The organism is Sanguibacter sp. Leaf3, assembly GCF_001425965.1.
Classification (GTDB): Bacteria; Actinomycetota; Actinomycetes; order Actinomycetales; family Cellulomonadaceae; genus Sanguibacter; species Sanguibacter inulinus.
Window position 1 is genome coordinate 650512 of the sequence record NZ_LMRH01000003.1, and the last position, 19112, is coordinate 669623.

General features: G+C 71.1%; 22 protein-coding genes and 1 tRNA gene. 13 read left to right on the forward strand and 10 right to left on the reverse strand.

Going from position 1 to position 19112, the window contains the following annotated elements; translation table 11 throughout:
* The first annotated feature begins 10 nt into the window (after positions 1-10).
* Positions 11-523: a hypothetical protein gene (locus ASG53_RS16270; RefSeq protein ID WP_056135791.1), complete on the forward strand. Its 513-nt coding sequence runs from the start codon at positions 11-13 to the stop codon at positions 521-523.
* An 89-nt stretch (positions 524-612) separates the two neighbouring features.
* Here the strand turns inward: ASG53_RS16270 and ASG53_RS16275 are convergent.
* The 3 genes from ASG53_RS16275 to ASG53_RS16285 all read right to left on the reverse strand — a co-directional run bounded on the left by ASG53_RS16275 (position 613) and on the right by ASG53_RS16285 (position 4101).
* Positions 613-686: transfer RNA gene (locus tag ASG53_RS16275), tRNA-Pro, on the reverse strand.
* A gap of 201 nt (positions 687-887) precedes the next feature.
* Positions 888-1820, reverse strand: a complete 933-nt coding sequence (locus tag ASG53_RS16280; protein ID WP_056135794.1) for a metallophosphoesterase — start codon at positions 1818-1820, stop codon at positions 888-890.
* 4 nt (positions 1821-1824) lie between these two features.
* The gene (locus ASG53_RS16285) at positions 1825-4101 is read right to left on the reverse strand and encodes a transglycosylase domain-containing protein (RefSeq protein ID WP_056135797.1); all 2277 of its coding nucleotides are present in this window, start codon (positions 4099-4101) and stop codon (positions 1825-1827) included.
* A gap of 118 nt (positions 4102-4219) precedes the next feature.
* Between ASG53_RS16285 and ASG53_RS19940 the strand changes: the two genes are divergently transcribed.
* Positions 4220-4378: a DUF4177 domain-containing protein gene (locus tag ASG53_RS19940; protein WP_012865517.1), complete on the forward strand. Its 159-nt coding sequence runs from the start codon at positions 4220-4222 to the stop codon at positions 4376-4378.
* Complete coding sequence (locus ASG53_RS16290; RefSeq protein WP_056135799.1) at positions 4375-4854, forward strand: RidA family protein; 480 nt, start codon at positions 4375-4377, stop codon at positions 4852-4854. The genes ASG53_RS19940 and ASG53_RS16290 overlap by 4 nt, the downstream gene beginning before the upstream one ends.
* Before the next feature lie 134 nt (positions 4855-4988).
* Here ASG53_RS16290 and ASG53_RS16295 read toward each other — a convergent pair whose 3' ends face one another.
* Together ASG53_RS16295 and ASG53_RS16300 are read right to left on the reverse strand one after the other, a co-directional pair.
* Positions 4989-5624 (reverse strand): Crp/Fnr family transcriptional regulator, encoded by a 636-nt coding sequence (locus tag ASG53_RS16295; RefSeq protein ID WP_056136426.1) that lies wholly within the window; start codon positions 5622-5624, stop codon positions 4989-4991.
* 111 nt (positions 5625-5735) lie between these two features.
* Positions 5736-6134 (reverse strand): hypothetical protein, encoded by a 399-nt coding sequence (locus ASG53_RS16300; protein WP_056135801.1) that lies wholly within the window; start codon positions 6132-6134, stop codon positions 5736-5738.
* A 113-nt stretch (positions 6135-6247) separates the two neighbouring features.
* Between ASG53_RS16300 and nth the strand changes: the two genes are divergently transcribed.
* Positions 6248-7000: an endonuclease III gene (gene nth, locus ASG53_RS16305; protein WP_056135804.1), complete on the forward strand. Its 753-nt coding sequence runs from the start codon at positions 6248-6250 to the stop codon at positions 6998-7000.
* A gap of 17 nt (positions 7001-7017) precedes the next feature.
* Here nth and ASG53_RS16310 read toward each other — a convergent pair whose 3' ends face one another.
* Together ASG53_RS16310 and ASG53_RS16315 are read right to left on the reverse strand one after the other, a co-directional pair.
* Complete coding sequence (locus ASG53_RS16310; RefSeq protein ID WP_056135807.1) at positions 7018-7944, reverse strand: alpha/beta fold hydrolase; 927 nt, start codon at positions 7942-7944, stop codon at positions 7018-7020.
* Positions 7941-8690 carry a winged helix-turn-helix transcriptional regulator gene (locus ASG53_RS16315; RefSeq protein ID WP_056135811.1) on the reverse strand — a complete coding sequence of 250 codons (750 nt, stop codon included), beginning with the start codon at positions 8688-8690 and terminating at the stop codon, positions 7941-7943. The genes ASG53_RS16310 and ASG53_RS16315 overlap by 4 nt, the downstream gene beginning before the upstream one ends.
* 154 nt (positions 8691-8844) lie before the next feature.
* Between ASG53_RS16315 and ASG53_RS16320 the strand changes: the two genes are divergently transcribed.
* Positions 8845-9579, forward strand: coding sequence for a hypothetical protein (locus ASG53_RS16320; RefSeq protein ID WP_082544130.1), 735 nt, complete (start codon positions 8845-8847; stop codon positions 9577-9579).
* A gap of 18 nt (positions 9580-9597) precedes the next feature.
* Here the strand turns inward: ASG53_RS16320 and ASG53_RS16325 are convergent, their stop codons facing one another.
* Entirely contained in the window at positions 9598-9981 is a 384-nt protein-coding gene (locus ASG53_RS16325) for a DsrE family protein (RefSeq protein WP_056135817.1), read from the reverse strand.
* Positions 9982-10130: 149 nt separating this feature from the next.
* On the opposite strand from ASG53_RS16325, the gene ASG53_RS16330 reads away from it, so the two are divergent.
* The 6 genes from ASG53_RS16330 to ASG53_RS16355 all read left to right on the forward strand — a co-directional run bounded on the left by ASG53_RS16330 (position 10131) and on the right by ASG53_RS16355 (position 15095).
* A complete protein-coding gene (locus ASG53_RS16330) occupies positions 10131-10796 on the forward strand; it encodes an FABP family protein (protein ID WP_056135819.1) in 666 nt (221 codons plus the stop codon).
* 1 nt (position 10797) lies between these two features.
* Positions 10798-11907: a CAF17-like 4Fe-4S cluster assembly/insertion protein YgfZ gene (gene ygfZ / locus ASG53_RS16335; protein WP_056135823.1), complete on the forward strand. Its 1110-nt coding sequence runs from the start codon at positions 10798-10800 to the stop codon at positions 11905-11907.
* A gap of 91 nt (positions 11908-11998) precedes the next feature.
* Complete coding sequence (locus ASG53_RS16340; RefSeq protein WP_327286989.1) at positions 11999-13120, forward strand: FUSC family protein; 1122 nt, start codon at positions 11999-12001, stop codon at positions 13118-13120.
* A gap of 44 nt (positions 13121-13164) precedes the next feature.
* Positions 13165-13503 carry a DUF2516 family protein gene (locus ASG53_RS16345; protein ID WP_056135825.1) on the forward strand — a complete coding sequence of 113 codons (339 nt, stop codon included), beginning with the start codon at positions 13165-13167 and terminating at the stop codon, positions 13501-13503.
* Between the two features lie 3 nt (positions 13504-13506).
* Positions 13507-13944 (forward strand): D-aminoacyl-tRNA deacylase, encoded by a 438-nt coding sequence (gene dtd / locus ASG53_RS16350; RefSeq protein ID WP_056135828.1) that lies wholly within the window; start codon positions 13507-13509, stop codon positions 13942-13944.
* A complete protein-coding gene (locus ASG53_RS16355; protein WP_082544131.1) occupies positions 13941-15095 on the forward strand; it encodes a glycosyltransferase family 4 protein in 1155 nt (384 codons plus the stop codon). The genes dtd and ASG53_RS16355 overlap by 4 nt, the downstream gene beginning before the upstream one ends.
* Positions 15096-15160: 65 nt before the next feature.
* On the opposite strand, the gene ASG53_RS16360 is transcribed toward ASG53_RS16355, so the two are convergent.
* Together ASG53_RS16360 and ASG53_RS16365 are read right to left on the reverse strand one after the other, a co-directional pair.
* On the reverse strand, positions 15161-15991 hold the full coding sequence (locus ASG53_RS16360; RefSeq protein WP_056135831.1) for an aldo/keto reductase: 831 nt from the start codon (positions 15989-15991) through the stop codon (positions 15161-15163).
* Between the two features lie 180 nt (positions 15992-16171).
* On the reverse strand, positions 16172-16618 hold the full coding sequence (locus tag ASG53_RS16365; RefSeq protein ID WP_056135835.1) for a hypothetical protein: 447 nt from the start codon (positions 16616-16618) through the stop codon (positions 16172-16174).
* Between the two features lie 286 nt (positions 16619-16904).
* Between ASG53_RS16365 and ASG53_RS19640 the strand changes: the two genes are divergently transcribed.
* Both ASG53_RS19640 and pgi read left to right on the forward strand, forming a co-directional pair.
* Entirely contained in the window at positions 16905-17219 is a 315-nt protein-coding gene (locus ASG53_RS19640) for a PspC domain-containing protein (RefSeq protein ID WP_162246164.1), read from the forward strand.
* A 205-nt stretch (positions 17220-17424) separates the two neighbouring features.
* Positions 17425-19083 carry a glucose-6-phosphate isomerase gene (pgi, locus tag ASG53_RS16375; RefSeq protein ID WP_056135838.1) on the forward strand — a complete coding sequence of 553 codons (1659 nt, stop codon included), beginning with the start codon at positions 17425-17427 and terminating at the stop codon, positions 19081-19083.
* Positions 19084-19112: the final 29 nt, after the last annotated feature.

Here is a 19112-nt window from a genome sequence, read left to right on the forward strand (position 1 = left end):
GGAGACCATCATGAGGCACAGCAGGATCACGCCCCTCGCGCTCACGGCGACGCTCGCCGCGGGCATGCTCGCAGGCTGCTTGTCGGACGACTCGTCGACGCCGGCCGCCTCGGACGAGGCGACCACGACTGCGTCGACCGAGGCGCCTGACGCCGACGATGCGACGACGGGCTCGCTGCCCGACGGCGTGACGGTCTCCCTGCCCGAGGGTGTCGAGGCGCCCGCCGAGGCCAGCGCCGGGGCGGGGCTCGGGGCCGACGGGACGACGCTGTGGGTCGTCACCTACGGCAGCAGCACCAACCCGACGGTCGCGACGGTCGAGTCTGCCGAGAGCGGCACCGTCACGGTGTCGCTCGCCGCGGTTGACCCCGACGCCCCTGCGACCGCCGACTACGTGCCGACGACCACGGTCCTCGACCTGCCGGACGAGCTCGACACCGAGGCGCCGTTCCAGGTGGTGCTCGGGGAGCTCGGCTCCGTCGAGGTGGACGGGGTCGAGACGCCTGGGTGGTTGGTGAGCTGATCGCAGCGGCCCGGAGGCCGTGACGCACGAAGGGCCGGGTCTCTGAGAGACCCGGCCCTTCTGTCGATGTCCGTCAGACATCCTGCTCGTCGGGGTGACAGGATTTGAACCTGCGACCTCGTCGTCCCGAACGACGCGCGCTACCAAGCTGCGCCACACCCCGAGCTGCTCCGGGCACAGTCGTGACCAGCACGATGTGTGAATCGGAACCTGCTCAGAATAGCCGACAAGTGGGCTCATCACGAAACCGGCAGGATCCTGCGGCTGCGGGGGTGCCGTCAGCACCGCTGTGGTCGGGCCTCGGCAGATGTCCGCGTGCGGCTGCTCGCCCCGCATGGTCCGGCGTAGGTCCGCGCGTGGTCCGTCAGCGGTTCGAGGTGAGCGTCACGAGCACTGCCTCGGGACGGCAAGCGAAGCGCAGCGGGGCGTACGGGGACGTGCCCAGGCCTGCGCAGACGTTCAGCCAGGTCGACGACTCGCCACCGGGCTGGTCGGGGCTGGGTCCAGGCCACCCGTGCAGTCCCTTGGCCCGCCCGCGGTCGATGTCGCAGTTGGTGACGAGCGCACCGTAGAACGGGACGCAGAGCTGTCCGCCGTGGGTGTGGCCGGCGAGGACGATCTCGGACCCGTCCGTGTGCATCTGGTCGAGCGTGCGGACGTACGGCGCGTGGGTGACGCCCATACGGAGGTCGACATCGTCCCGGGGGGTCTCAGGTGCGGGGAACACGTCGCGGTCCAGGTGCGGGTCGTCTACGCCCACGAGCGCGATACGTCGGCCGTCGGCGACGACGACGTCACGCCGGTTGGTCAGATCTTTCCACCCGGCGGTGCTCAGCTCAGCGGCGAGCTCGTCGGCGGGCAGCCGGACGGGCTCCTTGAGGATCCCTGACAGCCGGGCGTCGGCGCGCAGGTAGCGCGCAGGGTTCTTGAAGGACGGAGCGAAGTAGTCGTTCGACCCCATGACAAAAGCACCGGGGATCCGCATGAGCGGCTCGAGGGCGTGCAGCAGGGGCGGCAGGGCGGCGACGTGCGCCATGTTGTCCCCGGTGTCGACCACGAGATCCGGTGCGAGGTCCGCCAGCGACCGCACCCAGGCGATCTTGTCGTGCTGAGACGGGGTGAGGTGCAGGTCCGAGATGTGCAGGACCCGCAGGTCCGGCTGCCCGACGGGCAAGACCGGCACCGTCACCTCGCGGAGCGTGAACATCCGCGTCTCGGCCGCAGCCCAGGCGACAGCGCCGAACCCTGCGGCGGCGACGGCCGCGAGGCCCGTCGCCGCCTTGGTGAGTGCCGTCACCCGGTCAGCCTTCCGGGGCTGCCGGAGGAGCGGGCTCTTCGGCTGCCGGCGGAGCCGCGGTCTCGGGAGCTGCCGGGGCTGCCGGAGCGGCAGGGGCGGGGGCCTGCCCGAGCTGCTCCGGCGCGATCGCCGCGCTCAGCGGGATGTCAGGGTTGCCGCCGACGACCTGGTCCATGATCCGCTTCCACGTGGGGGCGGGGATGTCGGAGCCGTAGACGTTCCTGTAGAACTGGCCGTTGATGGTCGAGCCGGCCAGTGTCCGGACCTTCAGGGGGTCACCCATCCAGATGGCTGTCGAGACCTCACGGGTATACCCGACGAACCAGGCGTCCTTGTTGTCGTTGGTCGTGCCGGTCTTGCCGGCAGCCGTCCGGTTGGCAAGGTCTGACTTCTTCGCGCCACCGGAGTCGAGGACACCTTCGAGGGCGTGGTTGACGGCGTTGGTCGTCGCCGTGCTCAGCGCGGGGGTGCAGTCTGCCGAGGGAGGTGTGATCTCCGTGCCGTCAGCCTTCGTCACCGTGAGGATCGCGATCGGGCTGCAGTGCTGTCCCTCGTTCGCGAAGGTGCCGTATGCGCTGGCCATCGCGAGAGGAGAGGTCTCCTGCGTGCCGAGGACCATGCTCATGCGCGGAGTCGTGGGACCTCCTTCGGCGGGTCGGAAGCCGACACGGTCAGCGAGACTCGCGATGTCGCAGAGGTTCAGCTGGCTCTCCATCGTGACGTAGGCGGTGTTGACCGAGAACTGCGTCGCCCGCTCGACGGAGATGTTGCCCTTGCCCTGGCCGTCGGAGTTACCGGGCTGCCAGGTCCCTGCGCCCTGGAGCGCCGCGTCGCAGGTCGCAGGAGGGGAGGCTGCCATGAAGTCCTGAGGGGTCCACTTGCGGCCGTTCGCGCTGACCGACTCACGCAGCGTCCGACCGGACTCGAACCACTGCGCGAGCACGAAGGCCTTGAACGTCGACCCTGGCTGGAACCCGCCCGATCCTCCGTGAGCACGGTCGGTGCTGAAGTTGACCTCGGTCGTGCCGGGCGCAGACCCGTCGTTGCCGAAGGTGCGGTTCTGGGACATCGCGAGGATGTGGCCGTTCGTCGGGTCGACGCTCACCCCGGCGATGGCGAAACCGTACTCGTTGTCTCCCGGCAGGCTGGCGTTGAGCTCGCGGTTGACGATGTCCTGGATACCCGGATTGAGGGTCGTGACGATGTTCAGCCCGCCGTCGTAGAGCTGGTCGATGCGTCCCTTGGGGTCGTCGCCGAACGCGGTGTCCTGGATGAGGACCTTCGTGACGTAGTCGCAGAAGTAGCCGGCGTTGATCGCGCCACCCGCACCCTCGCAGCCCTGGTTGATCGGCTGGGGGTTGAGGGTGTCCGCGAGAGGCGTCGCACGCGCCGCGTCGTACTCCTCCTTGGTGATGTACTGCTCGCTGTACATCGCTCCGAGCACCTGGTTGCGTCGTCGCTCCGAGACATCGGGGAACTTCAGCGGGTCGTTCGCGTTGGGGCTCTGCGTGATGCCTGCGATGGTCGCGGCCTGGACGATCGAGACGTCCTTGGCGCTCACGCCGAAGTAGCGCTGCGCTGCGGTCTCGACTCCGTAGACGGAAGCGCCGAACTGCGCGATGTTGAGGTATCCCTCGAGGATCTCGTCCTTGGTCATGCGCTTCTCGAGGGCGATCGCCAGCTTCGCCTCACGGAGCTTGCGTGCGGCCGTGGCCTCCGATGCGGCGTTGACGGCTTGGGTGTCCCCGGCGCGCTTTGCCTGGTCGATGAGCACGTTCTTCACGTACTGCTGCGTCAGGGTCGAGGCGCCCTGCGTGTCAGAGCTGCGCAGGTTGCTCACGAGAGCTCGAGCCATGCCCTTGGGGTCGATCCCGCCGTGCGTGTAGAAGCGACGGTCTTCGATCGCGATGGCTGCGTGCTGCAGGTTCGGCGAGATCTCGTCGAGACCGACGACCACACGGTTGTCGCTGTAGTACCGGGCGAGCAGCGTGGTGCCGTCGGAGGCGTAGATGTACGACACCTGGGCGAGCGGTTGCGGCTCGAGCTCGGTCGGGAGGTCGTTGAAGGCTTCGACCCCGCTGTTCGTCACGGTGCTGGTCGCGGCCGCGACCGGGATGATCATCCCGGCCATGAGCAGACCGCCGACGCCCGCGAGCAGCACGAAGGTGAGGAGCAGCGCGAGCGCCTGGAACGGGTTCACGGTGTGCCTGGGCTTCGCAGCGTCGAGCGTGCCGGAGTCTTCGGGCGTGTCCGGACCGTCACCGAACGCAGAGTTAGCCATGGTCCTAGCCTACGCGGAGGCCCTGCCTCGTGGCGATGGCCGGACGGCTGAGTCGGTGGGGGTTCTGTGAGCATCTCCGGGGTGCCCCGGTGGGCTGGCACGCACTAGGCTCGGGCCCATGGCACAGACCTGGGAGTACGCGACCGTTCCTCTGCTGATCCACGCGACCAAGCAGATCCTCGACAACTGGGGCTCCGACGGGTGGGAGCTCGTCACCGTCGTCACCGGCCCCGACGGCAACGGCCTCGTGGCCTACCTCAAGCGCCCGACCTCGTGACGTCCTCCGTCCTGGGGCGCCTCGCCGAGCTCGGGCTCGAGCTCCCCGAGGTCGCCGCGCCGGTGGCGTCCTACGTCCCGGCGGTCCGCACGGGCCGCTACGTCTACACCTCGGGCCAGCTGCCCTTCGTCGACGGTGCGCTCGCCGCGACGGGCAAGGTCGGTGACGGCGAGGGGCTCGTAGGTCCGCTCGTGGCGGCGTCGCTCGCCCGGACGGCCGTGCTCAACGCCCTCGCCGCCGTGGCGTCGCAGATCGGGTCGCTCGACCAGGTCTCACGCATCGTCAAGGTCGTCGGTTTCGTGGCCTCGGACCCCTCGTTCACAGGCCAGCCGGCCGTGGTCAACGGTGCGAGCCTGCTGCTCGGCGAGATCTTCGGCGAGGCTGGCGTCCACGCGCGCAGCGCCGTCGGGGTCGCGGTCCTGCCCCTCGACTCGCCCGTCGAGATCGAGCTGGTCGTCGAGCTCGCCGAGGGCTGATCAGCTCGCAGCACCAGCACCAGCACCAGCTGCCGCAGACGCAGAGAGCGGGCCCGCAGCGCATGCTGCGGGCCCGCTCTCTGCGTTCGTGATGGTGTGCCCGAGAGGCACGTCCGGGTCTGGCCCGGGACGGCTCAGCGCGCGCGGCGCTCGAGCCTGTCGAGGTCGAGGAGGACGACGGCGCGTCCTTCACGACGGACCCAGCCGCGGCCGGCGAAGTCCGCGAGGGCCTTGTTGACGGTCTCGCGGGAGGCGCCGACCAGCTGGGCCAGCTCTTCCTGCGTGAGGTCGTGGGCGACGCGGATGCCCTCGTCGACCTGCTCGCCGAAGCGCGTCGAGAGGTCGAGGAGCGCCTTGGCGACACGACCGGGGACGTCGGAGAACACGAGGTCGGCGAGCGCCTCGTTGGTGCGGCGCAGGCGGCGGGCGAGGGCCGTCAGCAGGTGCTTGGCGACGCCCGGGTTCTCCTCGAGGGTCCGCAGCAGCGCGTCGTGACCGAGCTCGTAGACCACCGAGTCGGAGACGGCGCTCGCGCCGAGGGAGCGGGGGCCCGGGTCGAAGAGCGAGAGCTCACCGAACATCTCGCCGGGTCCGAGGACGGCGATGAGGTTCTCCCGGCCGTCGCTCGAGCTGCGGCCGAGCTTGATCTTGCCCTCGCTGATGACGTAGAGCCTGTCACCGGGCTGGCCCTCGCTGAAGAGCACGTCGCCGCGGGCGAGCTCGACCTTCGACATGGAGGCCAGGAGCCCCCGGGTCTCGGTCTCTTCCATCGTGGCGAAGAGGGGAGCGGAGAGCACTACGTCGTCGTTGTCCACGCGGAACGTCCTTCACGGGAGTAGCTGGTGTTTGTGCGCACCACAGTCTGCCTCATGTGCGCTCTCTCACGGTACAGCGCGGACGGCCTCCAGGCGCTCTACGAGCGCGTCGGTCGCTGCCATGAGGGCTCGGCGCACGTGCGCCTCGTACTCTCCGAGCGACCGTTCGGCCGCCCGGAGCCGCAGCAGGTCGTCGACGGGAAAGCTGTCACCGGGCCGTCGGGCGATCCCGAGGAGGTCGCCGAAGGCGGGGATCGTGGAGAGCGCCTCGGGGCTCACCTGGTCGGTGATCTCGAGCCCGAGCCTGGCCGGCAGCACAGCCCGGGCTACTGTGAGGTCGAGCCGCGCCTGGATGATCCGGCGCCAGTGCGTCGCCTGCGAGACCTCGTGCCGCAGCAGGGCACGCGTGCGCCTCAGCTCTGCGAGGTCCAGCAGCTGGAGGGCGGTCTGTGAGGCAGTCGGCACGACGTGCTCCCGACGGAGGATCAGGTGAAGATGCGAACACTCCTACTGTCGGCACGCCGACGGTCGATCTTGAGTGATGCGGACCGGTGCGTCCGAGAGATGGAGGACGTGCTGTGACCAGGCCGCAGGGCTCGAGGCAGACGAGCCGGACGACGGCCACGGCAGCGCAGACCCCGCAGGAGCGTCCACCGGTCGCGCTCGTCCGCAGGGCCCGCCGCACCAACCGGCGTCTCGCGGAGGTCTACCCGGACGCCCGGTGCGAGCTCGACTTCACCACGCCCCTCGAGCTGCTGGTGGCGACGGTCCTCTCCGCCCAGTGCACCGACAAGCGGGTGAACCAGGTGACGCCGGCGCTCTTCGCGCGCTTCCCCGACGCCCAGGCCTACGCGCAGGCCGACCCGAGCGAGCTCGAGGAGATGATCCGCCCGACGGGGTTCTTCAGGCCGAAGGCCCGGTCGCTCTCCGGGATCGGGGTCGCGCTCGTCGAGCGGCACGACGGTCAGGTGCCGTCCACGCTCGACGAGCTCGTGGCGCTCCCGGGGGTCGGGCGCAAGACTGCCAACGTCGTGCTCGGGGACGCCTTCGGCATCCCCGGGATCACCGTCGACACCCACGTGGGCCGGCTGGTACGACGCTGGGGCTGGACGACGAGCGACGACCCCGTGGTCGTCGAGCGGGAGGTCGCCGCTCTCGTCGAGCGACCCGAGTGGACGCTGTTCTCGCACCGGGTGATCTTCCACGGGCGGCGTGTCTGCTTCGCGCGGCGACCGGCCTGCGGTGCGTGTCCGATCACGGACCTGTGCCCGTCGGCGGGGATCGGGGAGTCGGATCCCGTCGCGGCCGCGGCGCTCGTCAAGACGTCGTGAGCGCGACCAGTGCGAGGTCAGGCGTCGGTCGTCGGACCTGACAGGCCGCTCAGCCAGTCGAGCAGGATCGCGCTGACCTGCTCTGGGGCCTCCTCGGGGAGGAAGTGCCCAGCGTCGGGCAGCAGCTCGTAGCGCAGCTCGCGGCACAGCGCGGAGCTGTCGACGTCGGCCGTCTCGGGCCGCACGACAGGGTCGAGCCCGCCCTGGACCTGCAGCGCGGGCACGGCGATCGGCGCACGGACCGCAGACAGGTACCGGCGACCGCTGCCCGTCGGCACGAGCCGCGCGTACCAGCGCACGGCCTCGAGCGAGCTGTGGGCCGCGAAGGGCACCCGGGCTGCCTCGGTGTACGTCTCGATCGCACCCTCGGGCCAGACAAAGTCCGGGCGGGCACGCAGCACCTGGGCCACGAGGTCGCCGCGGGTCATCCGGCGCTCAGGACGGTTGGGCAGCTGGAGATAGGCGAGGCGCCCCTGCGCACGGCGGCTGAGCGAGGCGCGCAGCGAGACGTGCATCCGTGCCGGGTGGGGCGCAGCGAGCGCTGCGACGGCAGCGGTGACGACGGGCTGGAGCGCGGGCATCGACCACGCGACGACCCCGCCGAGACCGTGCCCGACGACGACGGCACGGTCTGCCCCGAGCGAGCGGATGACACCTGCGACGTCACGGGTGCGGGTGTGCAGGTCGTAGCCGATCGGTGGCTTGTCCGACGCCCCCGTGCCGCGCAGGTCCATCGCCGCGACCCTGTAGCCGGCCTCGGCGAGCGCGGAGATCTGGTCACGCCACACCCACCAGAACTGCGGGAAGGAGTGCAGCAGCATGACGAGCGGGGCCGAGCTGTCCGACGGTCCGGCGAGCGCCACGTGGAACCTGGCACCGTTGGCGGCGACGAACTCGTGCTGCCAGTCGCCGGGGATGAGGATGTCGGAGAAGTCTGTGGTCACAGAGCCGAACCTACCGGAGCAGAGCCCGCCTCCTCGTGGGCGGCGTTGTCCGCGGCCTGGGCGGCCCGGCGGTCCTTCGGCGGGTCGAACCTGTAGCCGACGTTGCGGACAGTCCCGATGAGCTGCTCGTACTCGGGGCCGAGCTTGGCCCGCAGGCGGCGCACGTGGACGTCGACGGTCCGGGTGCCCCCGTAGTAGTCGTAGCCCCAGACCTCCTGGAGCAGCTGGGCGCGGGTGAACACGCGGCCCGGGTGCTGGACGAGGTACTTGAGGAGCTCGAACTCCTTGTAGGTGAGGTCGAGAGGGGTGCCGCGCAGGCGGGCCGTGTAGCCGCTCGCGTCGATCATCAGCTCGCCCGAGGAGATCTCTTCCGGCTGGTCGCCCGAGCCGTGGCTGGCCGAGCGCTCACGGGCCAGGCGCAGTCGGGCCTCGACCTCGGCCGGGGTCGCGGTGTCCAGGAGGAGGTCGTCCGCCCCCCACTCGGCGGTCACGACCATGAGGCCGCCCTCGGTGACGATGAGGACGAGGGGGACCGTGAGACCGGTGGCGCGCAGCAGGCGGCAGGTGGTCCGTGCACCGACCAGGTCACGGCGTGCGTCGAGCAGCACGACGTCGGAGTCGGGCGCATCGACCAGCGCCGAGGGCTCCATCGGCAGCACCCGGATCCGGTGCGTCAGGAGACCGAGGGCAGGGAGCACCTGGGCAGAACCACCCGCAGTGGGGGTGAGGAGCAGGAGCTCGGACACCGTTCTCACCTTCTCTCAGACAGGCGCCCACGGTACCGCGAGGCCGTCGTCCCACGAGCAGCAGGACCGGATGTCGTCGCGCTCGTGCTGATGATTCTTCCACGTCGGGGCGCAGAGTTCGGGCGGGAGGGTCTTCGTCTGGGACACTGGGCCGGTGAATCTCTCGACGCGTGCCGTGGCCACCGCCTGCGCAGCCGCCGCCATCGCCGGGGGAGTGTTCCTCGGCGAGTGGGGTCTGCTCGCCGTCCTCGTCGCCCTCGTCGTGGCCTTCGCGGCAGGCTGGGCGCCCCTCCTCGGGCTGCCCGCACCGGGCGGGACCTTCTTCGTGGTGCTGCTCCCGGGCCTCGGTGCGCTCGCGGCCGTGCACGTCACGACCACCGAGCCGTGGCTGCGCTACCTGCCCCTCGTCCTCGCGATGGGCCTGCTGCTCTCCTTCACCAACGAGCTGCTGCGCGGCGACGGGCGGACCCGGCTCGTCGAGTCTCTCGTCGGCGGGGTCAGCGGTGTGGTCGTCGCCGTGTCCGCGGCCGGCTGGATCGCGGCGTCCAAGGTGCCCGACGGCATGGCCCTCGTCCTCCTCTGCGCGATCGCGCTCGCGGCGGCGTCAGCCGTCTCGGCTACCCCGTTGCGCGGGGTCCTCAACAGCGTCGCGACGCTCGTGGGCGCCGTCGCCGCGTCTGTCGTGGTGGCCTACGTCCTGCCCGAGCTCGCGCCTCTCGACGGGGTGTGGGCCGGGGCTGTCGCCGGGATCCTCGTGTCGTCGCTGCACATGCTCTTCTACAGGCTGCCGGCCCTGCGACGTCGCCAGGCGGCGCTCGCCGTGATCGTGCTGCCCGTCGCGATGAGCGGTGTGCTCACCTACGTCGTCGGGCGCGTGCTCGTCGCCTGAGCAGGCCCGGAGCAGGGCTCAGTAGACGAGGGCCTGGGTCTGCGGGGCCATGATCTCCTCGACGAACACCGCTGAACCAGCGATACGGACCCCGGGGACCAGGTCCTCCTGCGTGATGCCGCGGCGTGCTGCGCACTGCGTGCACACCGTGACTCTCCCTGCCTCCAGGACCGAGGCGAGCAGGTCGTCGAGCCCCGCCGCGTGCTCGAGCTCGAGCTCGGACGCGCGGCCGGGGACGCCCAGCCAGGCCGAGTCGCCCGTGAGCCACAGGCTCACGTCCACCCCTGCTGCCACGGCTGTCGCCGCGACCGTGAAGGCCTGGTTGGTCAGCTCGGGGGTCGCGACGCCGGCGGTCGACTTCACGACCAGACGTCGGGACGGGGCGGCTGTCGGTTCGCTCATGCGGTCAGGGTATCGGTGCGTAGGATGGTCGCCATGAGTGTTCATGTACTTGAGATGTTCTTCCTCGGGCTGCTCGTCGCGGCCACGGTGACCATCACGTGGTTCGCGGGCTTCGTGGTCTACAGGCTCTACAAGGGGCAGCGCTAGACGTGTCGTTCGCCATCCCCGACGGGCTCGCGCCCGAGGTCTACCCGCTGGCGTGGTTGGTGGGTTCTTGGCGTGGTGAGGGTGTGATCTCCTACCCGGGGATCGACACCGTCGCCGTCCTCCAGGACGTGACCTTCGACCATGACGGCGGCCCGTACCTGCGGTACGAGTCGACGATCCGGGTCATCGAGCCCGTCGTGCCCGCGACGGTCCCCGAGGAGTGGGCGCAGAGCAGCGCCGACCCCGAGGAGCCGACGTCAGGCGATGCGACGGACGGGAGCCCCGCCGCGCCGGCAGCAGCGGACGCGCCACCCGCCGTCGTGCCGCCGCTCGGCACCGGCGAGACGACGGTCTGGTCGACCGAGACCGGCTACTGGCGCGTCCCGCCGGACCGCCCCGAGGGGTTGCCCGAGGGCAAGACGCCCCTCGAGGTCATGATGACCGACCCTGCCGGGCGCCTGACCATGTACCTCGGCGCTGTCGGCAACGGCCGCATCGACCTCGCGAGCGACCTCATCGCCCGCACCCCCACGGCAGCCGAGGTGTCCGCGTCGAGCCGTCTCTACGGCCTCGTCGAGGGTCACCTCATGTGGGTCTGGGAGATCGCGGCCTTCGGCCACCCCCTGCAGTCCTACGTGTCGGCCAACCTCAGCCGCGTCGAGGAGTGAGATGACGTACTCGAGCCCGGTCCTGTCCAGGCACGGCGCCGTCGCGGGCGCCGGGGTCGACGCCGGTGTCGCCTGGCACTACGGTGACCCGACGGCCGAGCAGCGCGCCCTCGAGCGCGGCGGCGCCTTCGTCGACCTGTCGCACCACGGTGTCGTCACGGTCTCAGGGCCGGACCGGCTCGGGTGGCTCAACTCGATCACCTCCCAGCTGCTGCTCGACCTCGGGCCCCGCGACTCGACCGAGACCCTCGTCCTCTCCCCGCACGGTCACGTCGAGCACGCGCTCTCGGTCGTCGACGACGGCGAGACGACCTGGTTGCTCACCGAGCGGTCGAAGACCGCCGAGCTGGTCACCTGGCTCGAGCGCATGAAGTTCATGATGCGCGTGGAGATCACCGACGCGACCGACGCGTGGGCGGTGATCGGCGAGCCTGTCGACGCCGAGGCAGCCGACGGCGAGCCCGTCACCTGGCGTGATCCGTGGCCCCGCACCCGTGAGGGTGGCACGCGCTACGGCCTGACAGACGCCGAGCACCCTGGTGCCGACCGGCCGTGGCGGCTCGTGCTCGTGCCGCGCGAGTCCCTGCTCGAGGCCGTCGCGGCCCGCGAGGCTGCTGGCTGGCGGCTGGCTGGGACGTGGGCCAGCGAGGCCCTGCGCATCGCGGCCTGGCGTCCACGCCTCGCGACCGAGGTGGACCACAAGACCATCCCGCACGAGCTCGACTGGCTGCGGACCGCCGTGCACCTGCACAAGGGCTGCTACCGCGGCCAGGAGACCGTCGCACGCGTGCACAACATGGGACGGCCGCCGCGCCGCCTCGTCATGGCGCACCTCGACGGCTCGGGGCACCTGCTCCCCGAGATCGGTGCCTTGGTCGAGGCCGGGGACAGGTCTGTCGGGGTCGTCACCTCGGTGGCCCGCCACCACGAGCTCGGCCCTGTCGCGCTCGCCGTGGTCAAGCGCAGCACCCCGACCGACGTCGACCTGCTCGTCTCCTGCGAGGGCGGCGACGTCGCCGCGGGCCAGGAGGTCGTCGTGCCCGGTGAGGGCGTCTCGGTCGACCGTCCGGCCGCCCGCGGTCCGGTGGCACGAGGCCTGACACCTCGATGACGGCGTCCGACACCCCGACCGTGCCCGTCCTCTGGAGGCCGTGCACGCTCGCGGCGTCGGAGGTCCGGGCCGTCCCAGCGGTGCCGGCGCGGTGAGCCGCTCCCCCGGCGAGGACTCCTTCGTGACCTCGAAGGTCCGCCAGATGTCCCTCGTGGCCCGCAGCCGCGTGCGGCAGGGCCGCATCCGGGTGCGAGCAGGCTTCGGTCCGATCCTGCTCGCCGGGGTCGCGGTGAGCCTGTCGTACTGGATCGCCCACCTGCTGCTCGGGCACCCCTCGCCCTTCTTCGCGCCGGTCTGCGCCTGGATCTGCCTCGGCTTCACGGCAGACCGCAACATGCGCCGCGTCGCGGAGGTCGGCATCGGCGTGGCGATCGGGGTCGGGCTCGGCGAGGCGATCGCGAAGCTCATCGGCGCCGGGGCCGTGCAGATCGGCATCGTGCTCGTGGTGTCGGCGCTCGTCGCCCGGTTCCTCGACCGCGGGGTGCTGCTGACCACCCAGGCGGGCGTGCAGTCGATCGTCATCGTGGGTCTGCCCGTCGTGTCGACGGGCGGCGGGTTCGGGCGGTGGACTGACGCGCTCGTCGGTGCCGTGGTCGCCTTCGTCGTCGCTGCGCTCACCCCGGGCGACCCACGCCGGCTCCCACGACGCCTGGGCGGCGACGGGCTCGCCGAGCTCGCGCGGACGCTCGAGGAGATCGCGCACGGCATGCGCACGGGGGACCCGGCCGACCGAGAGGCCGCGCTCCTGCGCGGGCGGGCCTCCGAGCCGGCGCTCGACGAGTGGCAGGCTGTCACGAAGAGCGCGATCGGCACGGCGCGGGTCACGGCCACAGGGCGGCGGTACCGCAGCGAGCTCACCACGATGGGTCGCACGGCGATGCTCGGCGACCGCACGATGCGCACGGTCCGGGTGATCGCTCGTCGTGCTATCAGCCTGCCGACAGGCCCCGAGGTCGACAGGCTCGCGCAGCTGCTCGACGACCTCGCCAAGGCCACGCACCTGCTCGCCGAGAACGTCGCCGCGGGCAACGACCCCGCGGTCGCCCGCGAGATGCTGCTCTCGGTCGCGCACGAGGCGCACCCGGGCCTGCTCGGCACGGGGGACTGGCAGGTCCAGTCGCTCACGCTGATCCTGCGGTCCGCGATCGTCGACCTCTGCGAGACGGCCGGGGCGACACCCGGCGAGGCCCGTGAGGCTCTCGCGCCGATGTAGTGGACGGGAGGACCCCGGGTACGACCAGCCCTTAGGCTTGGCGCATGTTCGCCCAGCTGCAGTTCAGCATCATGGTCCTGATCACCTTGGCGCTCTTCGTCATCGAGGTCTTCGCGCTCATCGACGCCGCGCGGCGCTCGGCTGGCGCGTTCACGAGCGCGGGGAAGCGCACCAAGGTGTTCTGGGTCGCCATCCTCGCGGCTGGCGCGCTCCTGGGGTTCGTCGGTCTCTACCCACCCCTCGGGGTCGCGATGCTCGGCATGGCTGCGCTCTTCATGGTGGTCCCTGCCGCGATCTACCTCACCGACGTGCGTCCGGCGCTCGGCAGCCACCGCCGTGGTGGCGGACGACCTGGGTCGGGTCCGAGCCGCGGAGGCTGGTGACCTGTGCGCGCCGTGCTCCAGCGGGCCTCCCGCGCCAGCGTGACCGTCGACGGCCAGGTGCTGTCCTCCTTCGACAGGCAGGGCCTCGTGGTCCTCGTCGGGGCGACCCACGACGACGGACCTGAGCAGGTCGAGCTCGTCTCCCGCAAGATCGCCGAGCTGCGGATCCTCGACGGGGCCGACGGTGGCGAGGTCAGCGTGAGCGACCTCGACGCGCCGGTGATCGTCGTCAGCCAGTTCACGCTCTACGCCGACACCCGCAAGGGTCGCCGGCCGTCGTGGAACGCCGCCGCACCTGGACCTGTCGCCGAGCCCCTCGTCGACGCCGTCGTCGAGGCGCTGCGCGGCCGTGGCCTCACTGTCGGGACCGGCCGCTTCGGGGCAGACATGCAGGTCGAGCTCGTCAACGACGGGCCGATGACGATCGTGGTCGACGCGTGAGCGCGGACGCCGGCGCCGCAGCAGCGATGCCGCTGACCGTGGGGCTGGTCATCGACGACTCCCTCGACCGCCCCGACGGTGTGCAGCAGCACGTGCTCACCCTCGGCGAGTGGTTGAGCGGCCAGGGGCACACGGTCCACTACCTCACGAGCACCACGGTCCGCACGGACCGGCCGCGCATGCACTCCCTCGCGAAGAACCTGCGGCTGCGGTTCAACGGCAACAGGCTCGGCATCCCGCTGCCCGCCCCGGCTCGTGGCGTGGAGGCGCTGCTCGACCAGGTCGACTTCGACGTGCTGCACGTGAACATGCCGTACAGCCCGCTGCTCGCAGGACGTGTCGTCTCGCGCGCCCGTACCGGGACGACTGTCGTCGGGACCTTCCACATCCTCCCGTGGACCTGGCTCACCCGTTGGGGCGCACGCGGTCTCGGGCTGGTCCAGCGACGCCAGCTGCGGCGGTTCTCGCAGGTGATCGCCGTGTCGACGCCTGCCGCGGCCTTCGCCGCCGAGGCGCTCGGGGTCGACCCCGTGGTCATCGGCAACCCCGTCGACGTCACGCGGTTCACGCGGGCGCGCGACGCCGAGCTCGACGGATGGCAGCCGACCGAGGACGCGCCGGTCCGGATCGTGTTCCTCGGTCGTCTCGTCGAGCGCAAGGGGGCCGGTGAGCTGTTGCGCGCCGTCGCCCGGGCCCGGTCGCTCACCCAGGTGCCCGTCGAGGTCGTGATCGGCGGCAACGGACCCCTGCGTGACGAGCTCGAGGCATTCGTGCGCACGGCTGGTCTCGACGGCGTCGAGTTCATCGGGTTTGTCGACGAGGCCGACAAGGCGGCCCTGCTGGCTGGGGCCGACGTCGTCGCGCTGCCCTCGACAGGCGGCGAGAGCTTCGGCATCAGCGTCGTCGAGGCGCTCGCCGCGAGCCGTGGGGTGGTGCTGGCCGGAGACAACCCGGGGTACCGGACTGTCATGGAGGGTCTCGAGGACCAGCTGGTCGATGCGACCGACACCGAGGCCTTCGCCGCGCTGCTCGCGCGGTACGTCGGCGACGCCGCGGCCCGGACCGCGGCGAGCGCCCGCCAGGTCGAGCACGCCGGGCGCTTCGACGTCGACGTCATCGGCGCGCAGGTCGTCGAGGTCTACAGGGCCTAGGACGCGAGACGGCCCGGTCGGTGCGGGAGGCGCCGACCGGGCCGTGCGGACGTCTGGGCCTGAGGTCAGTTCACCTCGGCCGGGTGCGGGCCGACGCGGCCGTCGCGCTCGAGACCGTCGATCGCGGCGAGGTCGTCGCCGGTGAGCTCGAAGTCGAAGAGTGCGATGTTCTCCGCGATGCGCGAGGGCGTGACCGACTTGGGGATCACGACGCGGCCCTGCTGCAGGTGCCAGCGGAGCACGACCTGCGCAGGCGTGCGCCCGAGACGGTCGGCGATCGTGGTGATGGCCTCCTCGGAGAGCAGTGCTCCGCCCTGGGCGAGCGGGCTCCAGGCCTCGGTGACCACGCCGTGGGCGGCGTTCGCGGCCTGGATGTCGCGCTGCTGGAGCGCGGGGTGCAGCTCGACCTGGTTGACGGCCGGGACCGTGCCGCCTGCGGCGACGACCCGCTCGAGGTGCTCGGGGAGGAAGTTCGAGACACCGATCGCCCGGGCGCGGCCCGAGGCGTAGATCTCCTCGAAGGCGCGCCACGTGTCGAGGTAGGTGTCCTTGGCGGGGGTGGGCCAGTGGATGAGGTAGAGGTCCACGTGGTCGAGGCCGAGCTTCTCGAGGCTCGCGTCGAAGGCGGCGAGGGTCGAGTCGTAGCCCTGCTCGGAGTTCCACAGCTTGGTGGTGACGAAGAGCTCGTCGCGGGCGATGCCGGAGTCGGCGAGCGCCTGGCCGGTGCCGCGCTCGTTGCCGTAGACGGCTGCTGTGTCGATGCTGCGGTACCCGGCCTCGAGGGCTGTCGAGACTGCGGCGCGGGTCTCGTCGTCAGGCACCTGGAAGACGCCGAAGCCGAGGCGGGGCATCTCGATGCCGTTGTTGAGCGTGACTGTGGGGATCTGCTGAGTCATGGGGTGTCCTTCGCTGGTCGGCGGGGCAGCCTCGGGAGGCTGCGACACACGGTCGCTTGCTGGCGCGGTTAGTTGCACGCGCTCTGTAGATAGTTGCATGCGCCAGCCAGTGGGGCAACCGGGGGACGGTCGTGAGGGGAGGGCGAGGGGCCAGCGGGACCCGTGGGCCGACCGCCTGACTCAGGCCGTCAGGTGCTCCGTGCAGCGGTCCGCGTTCCAGCCGGCCCAGACGTCGGCGGGGACGAACACGTCGTCGACGGGCGTGACCGAGGTCGTCTTGTCGGTGAGGATCGGGGCGTCGCAGACAGTGCCGTCCTCGCTCGTGAAGGTGCACCGGGCACCCGCCACCTTGAGGAAGAACTCTTCGGTGAGCAGCGTGCCGTCGACGAGGGTCGCGATCGGCGAGACCGGAATGACCGACGGCCCGTGCTCGGCCGTCGCGAAGGACTCGTCGGTGAGGCCCTCGCCGTCGAGCACGATCCGCACCTCGTAGCGCCCGGGCTGGGCGGGGTCGTGCTCGGCGATCTCCTCGGCGGCGGCCTCCGGGTCCTCCCAGACCCCGAGGGGGACGACGACGTCCCCGGTGATGCGGTCGATCACGACGTGGAGCTGGTGCGAGACGGTCATGGTGCGGCAGGTCTCCGAGATCGGGGGGGGGGCAGGCGGCCCGGGTGAGGGCGCCCGCGTCGAGGGCGCACCCATCATCCCATCTGCGCGGAGCCGTGGCCCGGTGCTGGGCAGCCCAGGGTCCGAGAGGTGATCGCCCCGGAGGTCCGCGCCGCGGCGGTCCGACGTGGTGCGTGCCGGACTGTCGGCGCGTCCCGCCCACCCTGAGAGCCGCGCCCGGAGGATCCGGGTCGGACCAGGGGGATGCCGGATGGGCGGGCGCCACCAGCGGCGGAAGACTCGAGGTATGAGCACAGACTGGTCCACCGCAGGACCCTCCCAGACGCCCGGCGCCGAGGGCGCCCCCACCCCGACCCTCACCCAGCGCTTCTTCGCCTGGACCCGCAGGCTCGGGATCGTCCGCCCCGCCCAGGACCGCGTCCTCGGCGGTGTCGCGGCGGCCCTCGCCGAGAAGCTCGGCATCAGCTCGGGCGCCATGCGCCTGATCCTCGTCGCCCTCGTGCTGCTCGCAGGCCTCAGCCTGTGGGTCTACGTCATCGCCTGGGCGCTCCTCCCCGACGGACGGACCGGGACGATCCCGCTCGAGCGCTGGATCTCCTGACCCCGCGGTCTCCGGACCGGACCGGGCACGCAGTGCTGAGCGCCGGCAGGAGACGGGCCTGAGCGGAGCGACGGCCGAGCGCTCGAGGCCGCCGCGACGCAGGACCCACGGCCCTGCGGGCGTGCACGACGAGCGACTAGTGTCTGGAGGTGGACCTGCCGACGGACGACCGTCGCGACCGACTCGACCTGAAGGGTGTTGCCCCGTGGCTTCATACGACCTCTCCGGAACGGCTGCCTGGAGCGCGCTGCGCGACGAGCACCAGACCCTCGCCGCGACGACGCTCCGTGAGCTCTTCGCCGCCGACCCGGAGCGCGGCACGCGCCTGACCGCCGACGCCGTCGAGCTGCACCTCGACTACTCCAAGCACCTCGTCACCGACTCGACCGTCGAGGCGCTCGTCGCGCTCGCGGAGGAGGCCGGGCTGGCCGAGAAGATCGCCGCGATGTTCGCGGGCGAGCACATCAACCTCACCGAAGACCGTGCCGTGCTGCACACCGCGCTGCGCCTGCCGCGCGACGCGTCCCTCGTGGTCGACGGCCAGGACGTCGTGGCCGACGTGCACGAGGTCCTCGACCGCATGGCGGAGTTCTCCGAGAAGGTGCGCTCCGGTGCCTGGACCGGCCACTCGGGCAAGAAGATCACGACTGTCGTCAACATCGGCATCGGTGGCTCGGACCTCGGCCCCGTCATGGCCTACGAGGCACTGCGCGACTACGCGGACCGCGGCATCGAGTGCCGCTTCGTGTCGAACATCGACCCGACCGACGTGTACGAGAAGGTCCACGGCGTCGACTTCGAGAGCACGCTGTTCATCGTCGCGTCCAAGACCTTCGGCACGCAGGAGACCCTGACCAACGCCCGCACCGCCCGCCAGTGGCTGGTCGAGGCCTACGACGGTGACGAGTCGGCTGTCGCCAAGCACTTCGTGGCCGTCTCGACCAACGCCGAGAAGGTCGCCGACTTCGGCATCGACACCGCGAACATGTTCGGGTTCTGGGACTGGGTCGGTGGACGCTACTCCTTCGACTCCGCCGTGGGCCTGGCCCTCATGCTCTCGATCGGCGCCGACGGCTTCCGCCAGATGCTCGACGGCTTCCACCAGATGGACGAGCACTTCCGCACGACGCCCTTCGCCCAGAACGTGCCCGTCCTCATGGGCCTGCTCAACGTCTGGTACAACAACTTCTTCGGCACCGGCAGCCACGCCGTCCTGCCGTACAGCCAGTACCTCAACCGTTTCCCGGCCTACCTCCAGCAGCTGACCATGGAGTCCAACGGCAAGTCCGTGCGCCTGGACGGCACCCCTGTGACCGACGCGACGGCCGGCGGATTCGCGGGCCAGACCGGCGAGATCTTCTGGGGCGAGCCCGGCACCAATGGCCAGCACGCCTTCTACCAGCTGCTGCACCAGGGCACGAAGATGACCCCGGCCGACTTCATCGGCTTCGCGCTGCCCAACCACGACCTCGGCGAGATGCACGACCTCTTCATGTCGAACTTCTTCGCACAGACCGCGGCGCTCGCCTTCGGCAAGACAGCCGACGAGGTCGCAGCAGACGGCACGCCGGCCGAGATCGTCCACCACAAGGTGATGCCGGGCAACCGCCCCACGAGCACGATCCTCGCCGAGAAGCTCACGCCGTCGGTGCTCGGCCAGCTCGTGGCCCTCTACGAGCACATCACGTTCACGCAGTCTGTGGTGTGGGGCATCAACGCCTTCGACCAGTGGGGTGTCGAGCTCGGCAAGGTCATGGCCAACCAGCTCGCCCCGAAGCTCACCTCGAGCGAGGCGCCGGCCAAGGACTCTGACGCGTCGACCGACGCTCTCATCGAGCGGTACCGGGCCTTCCGCGGGCGCTGACCGCCACGGGGACAGTCCCCGCACCGGCG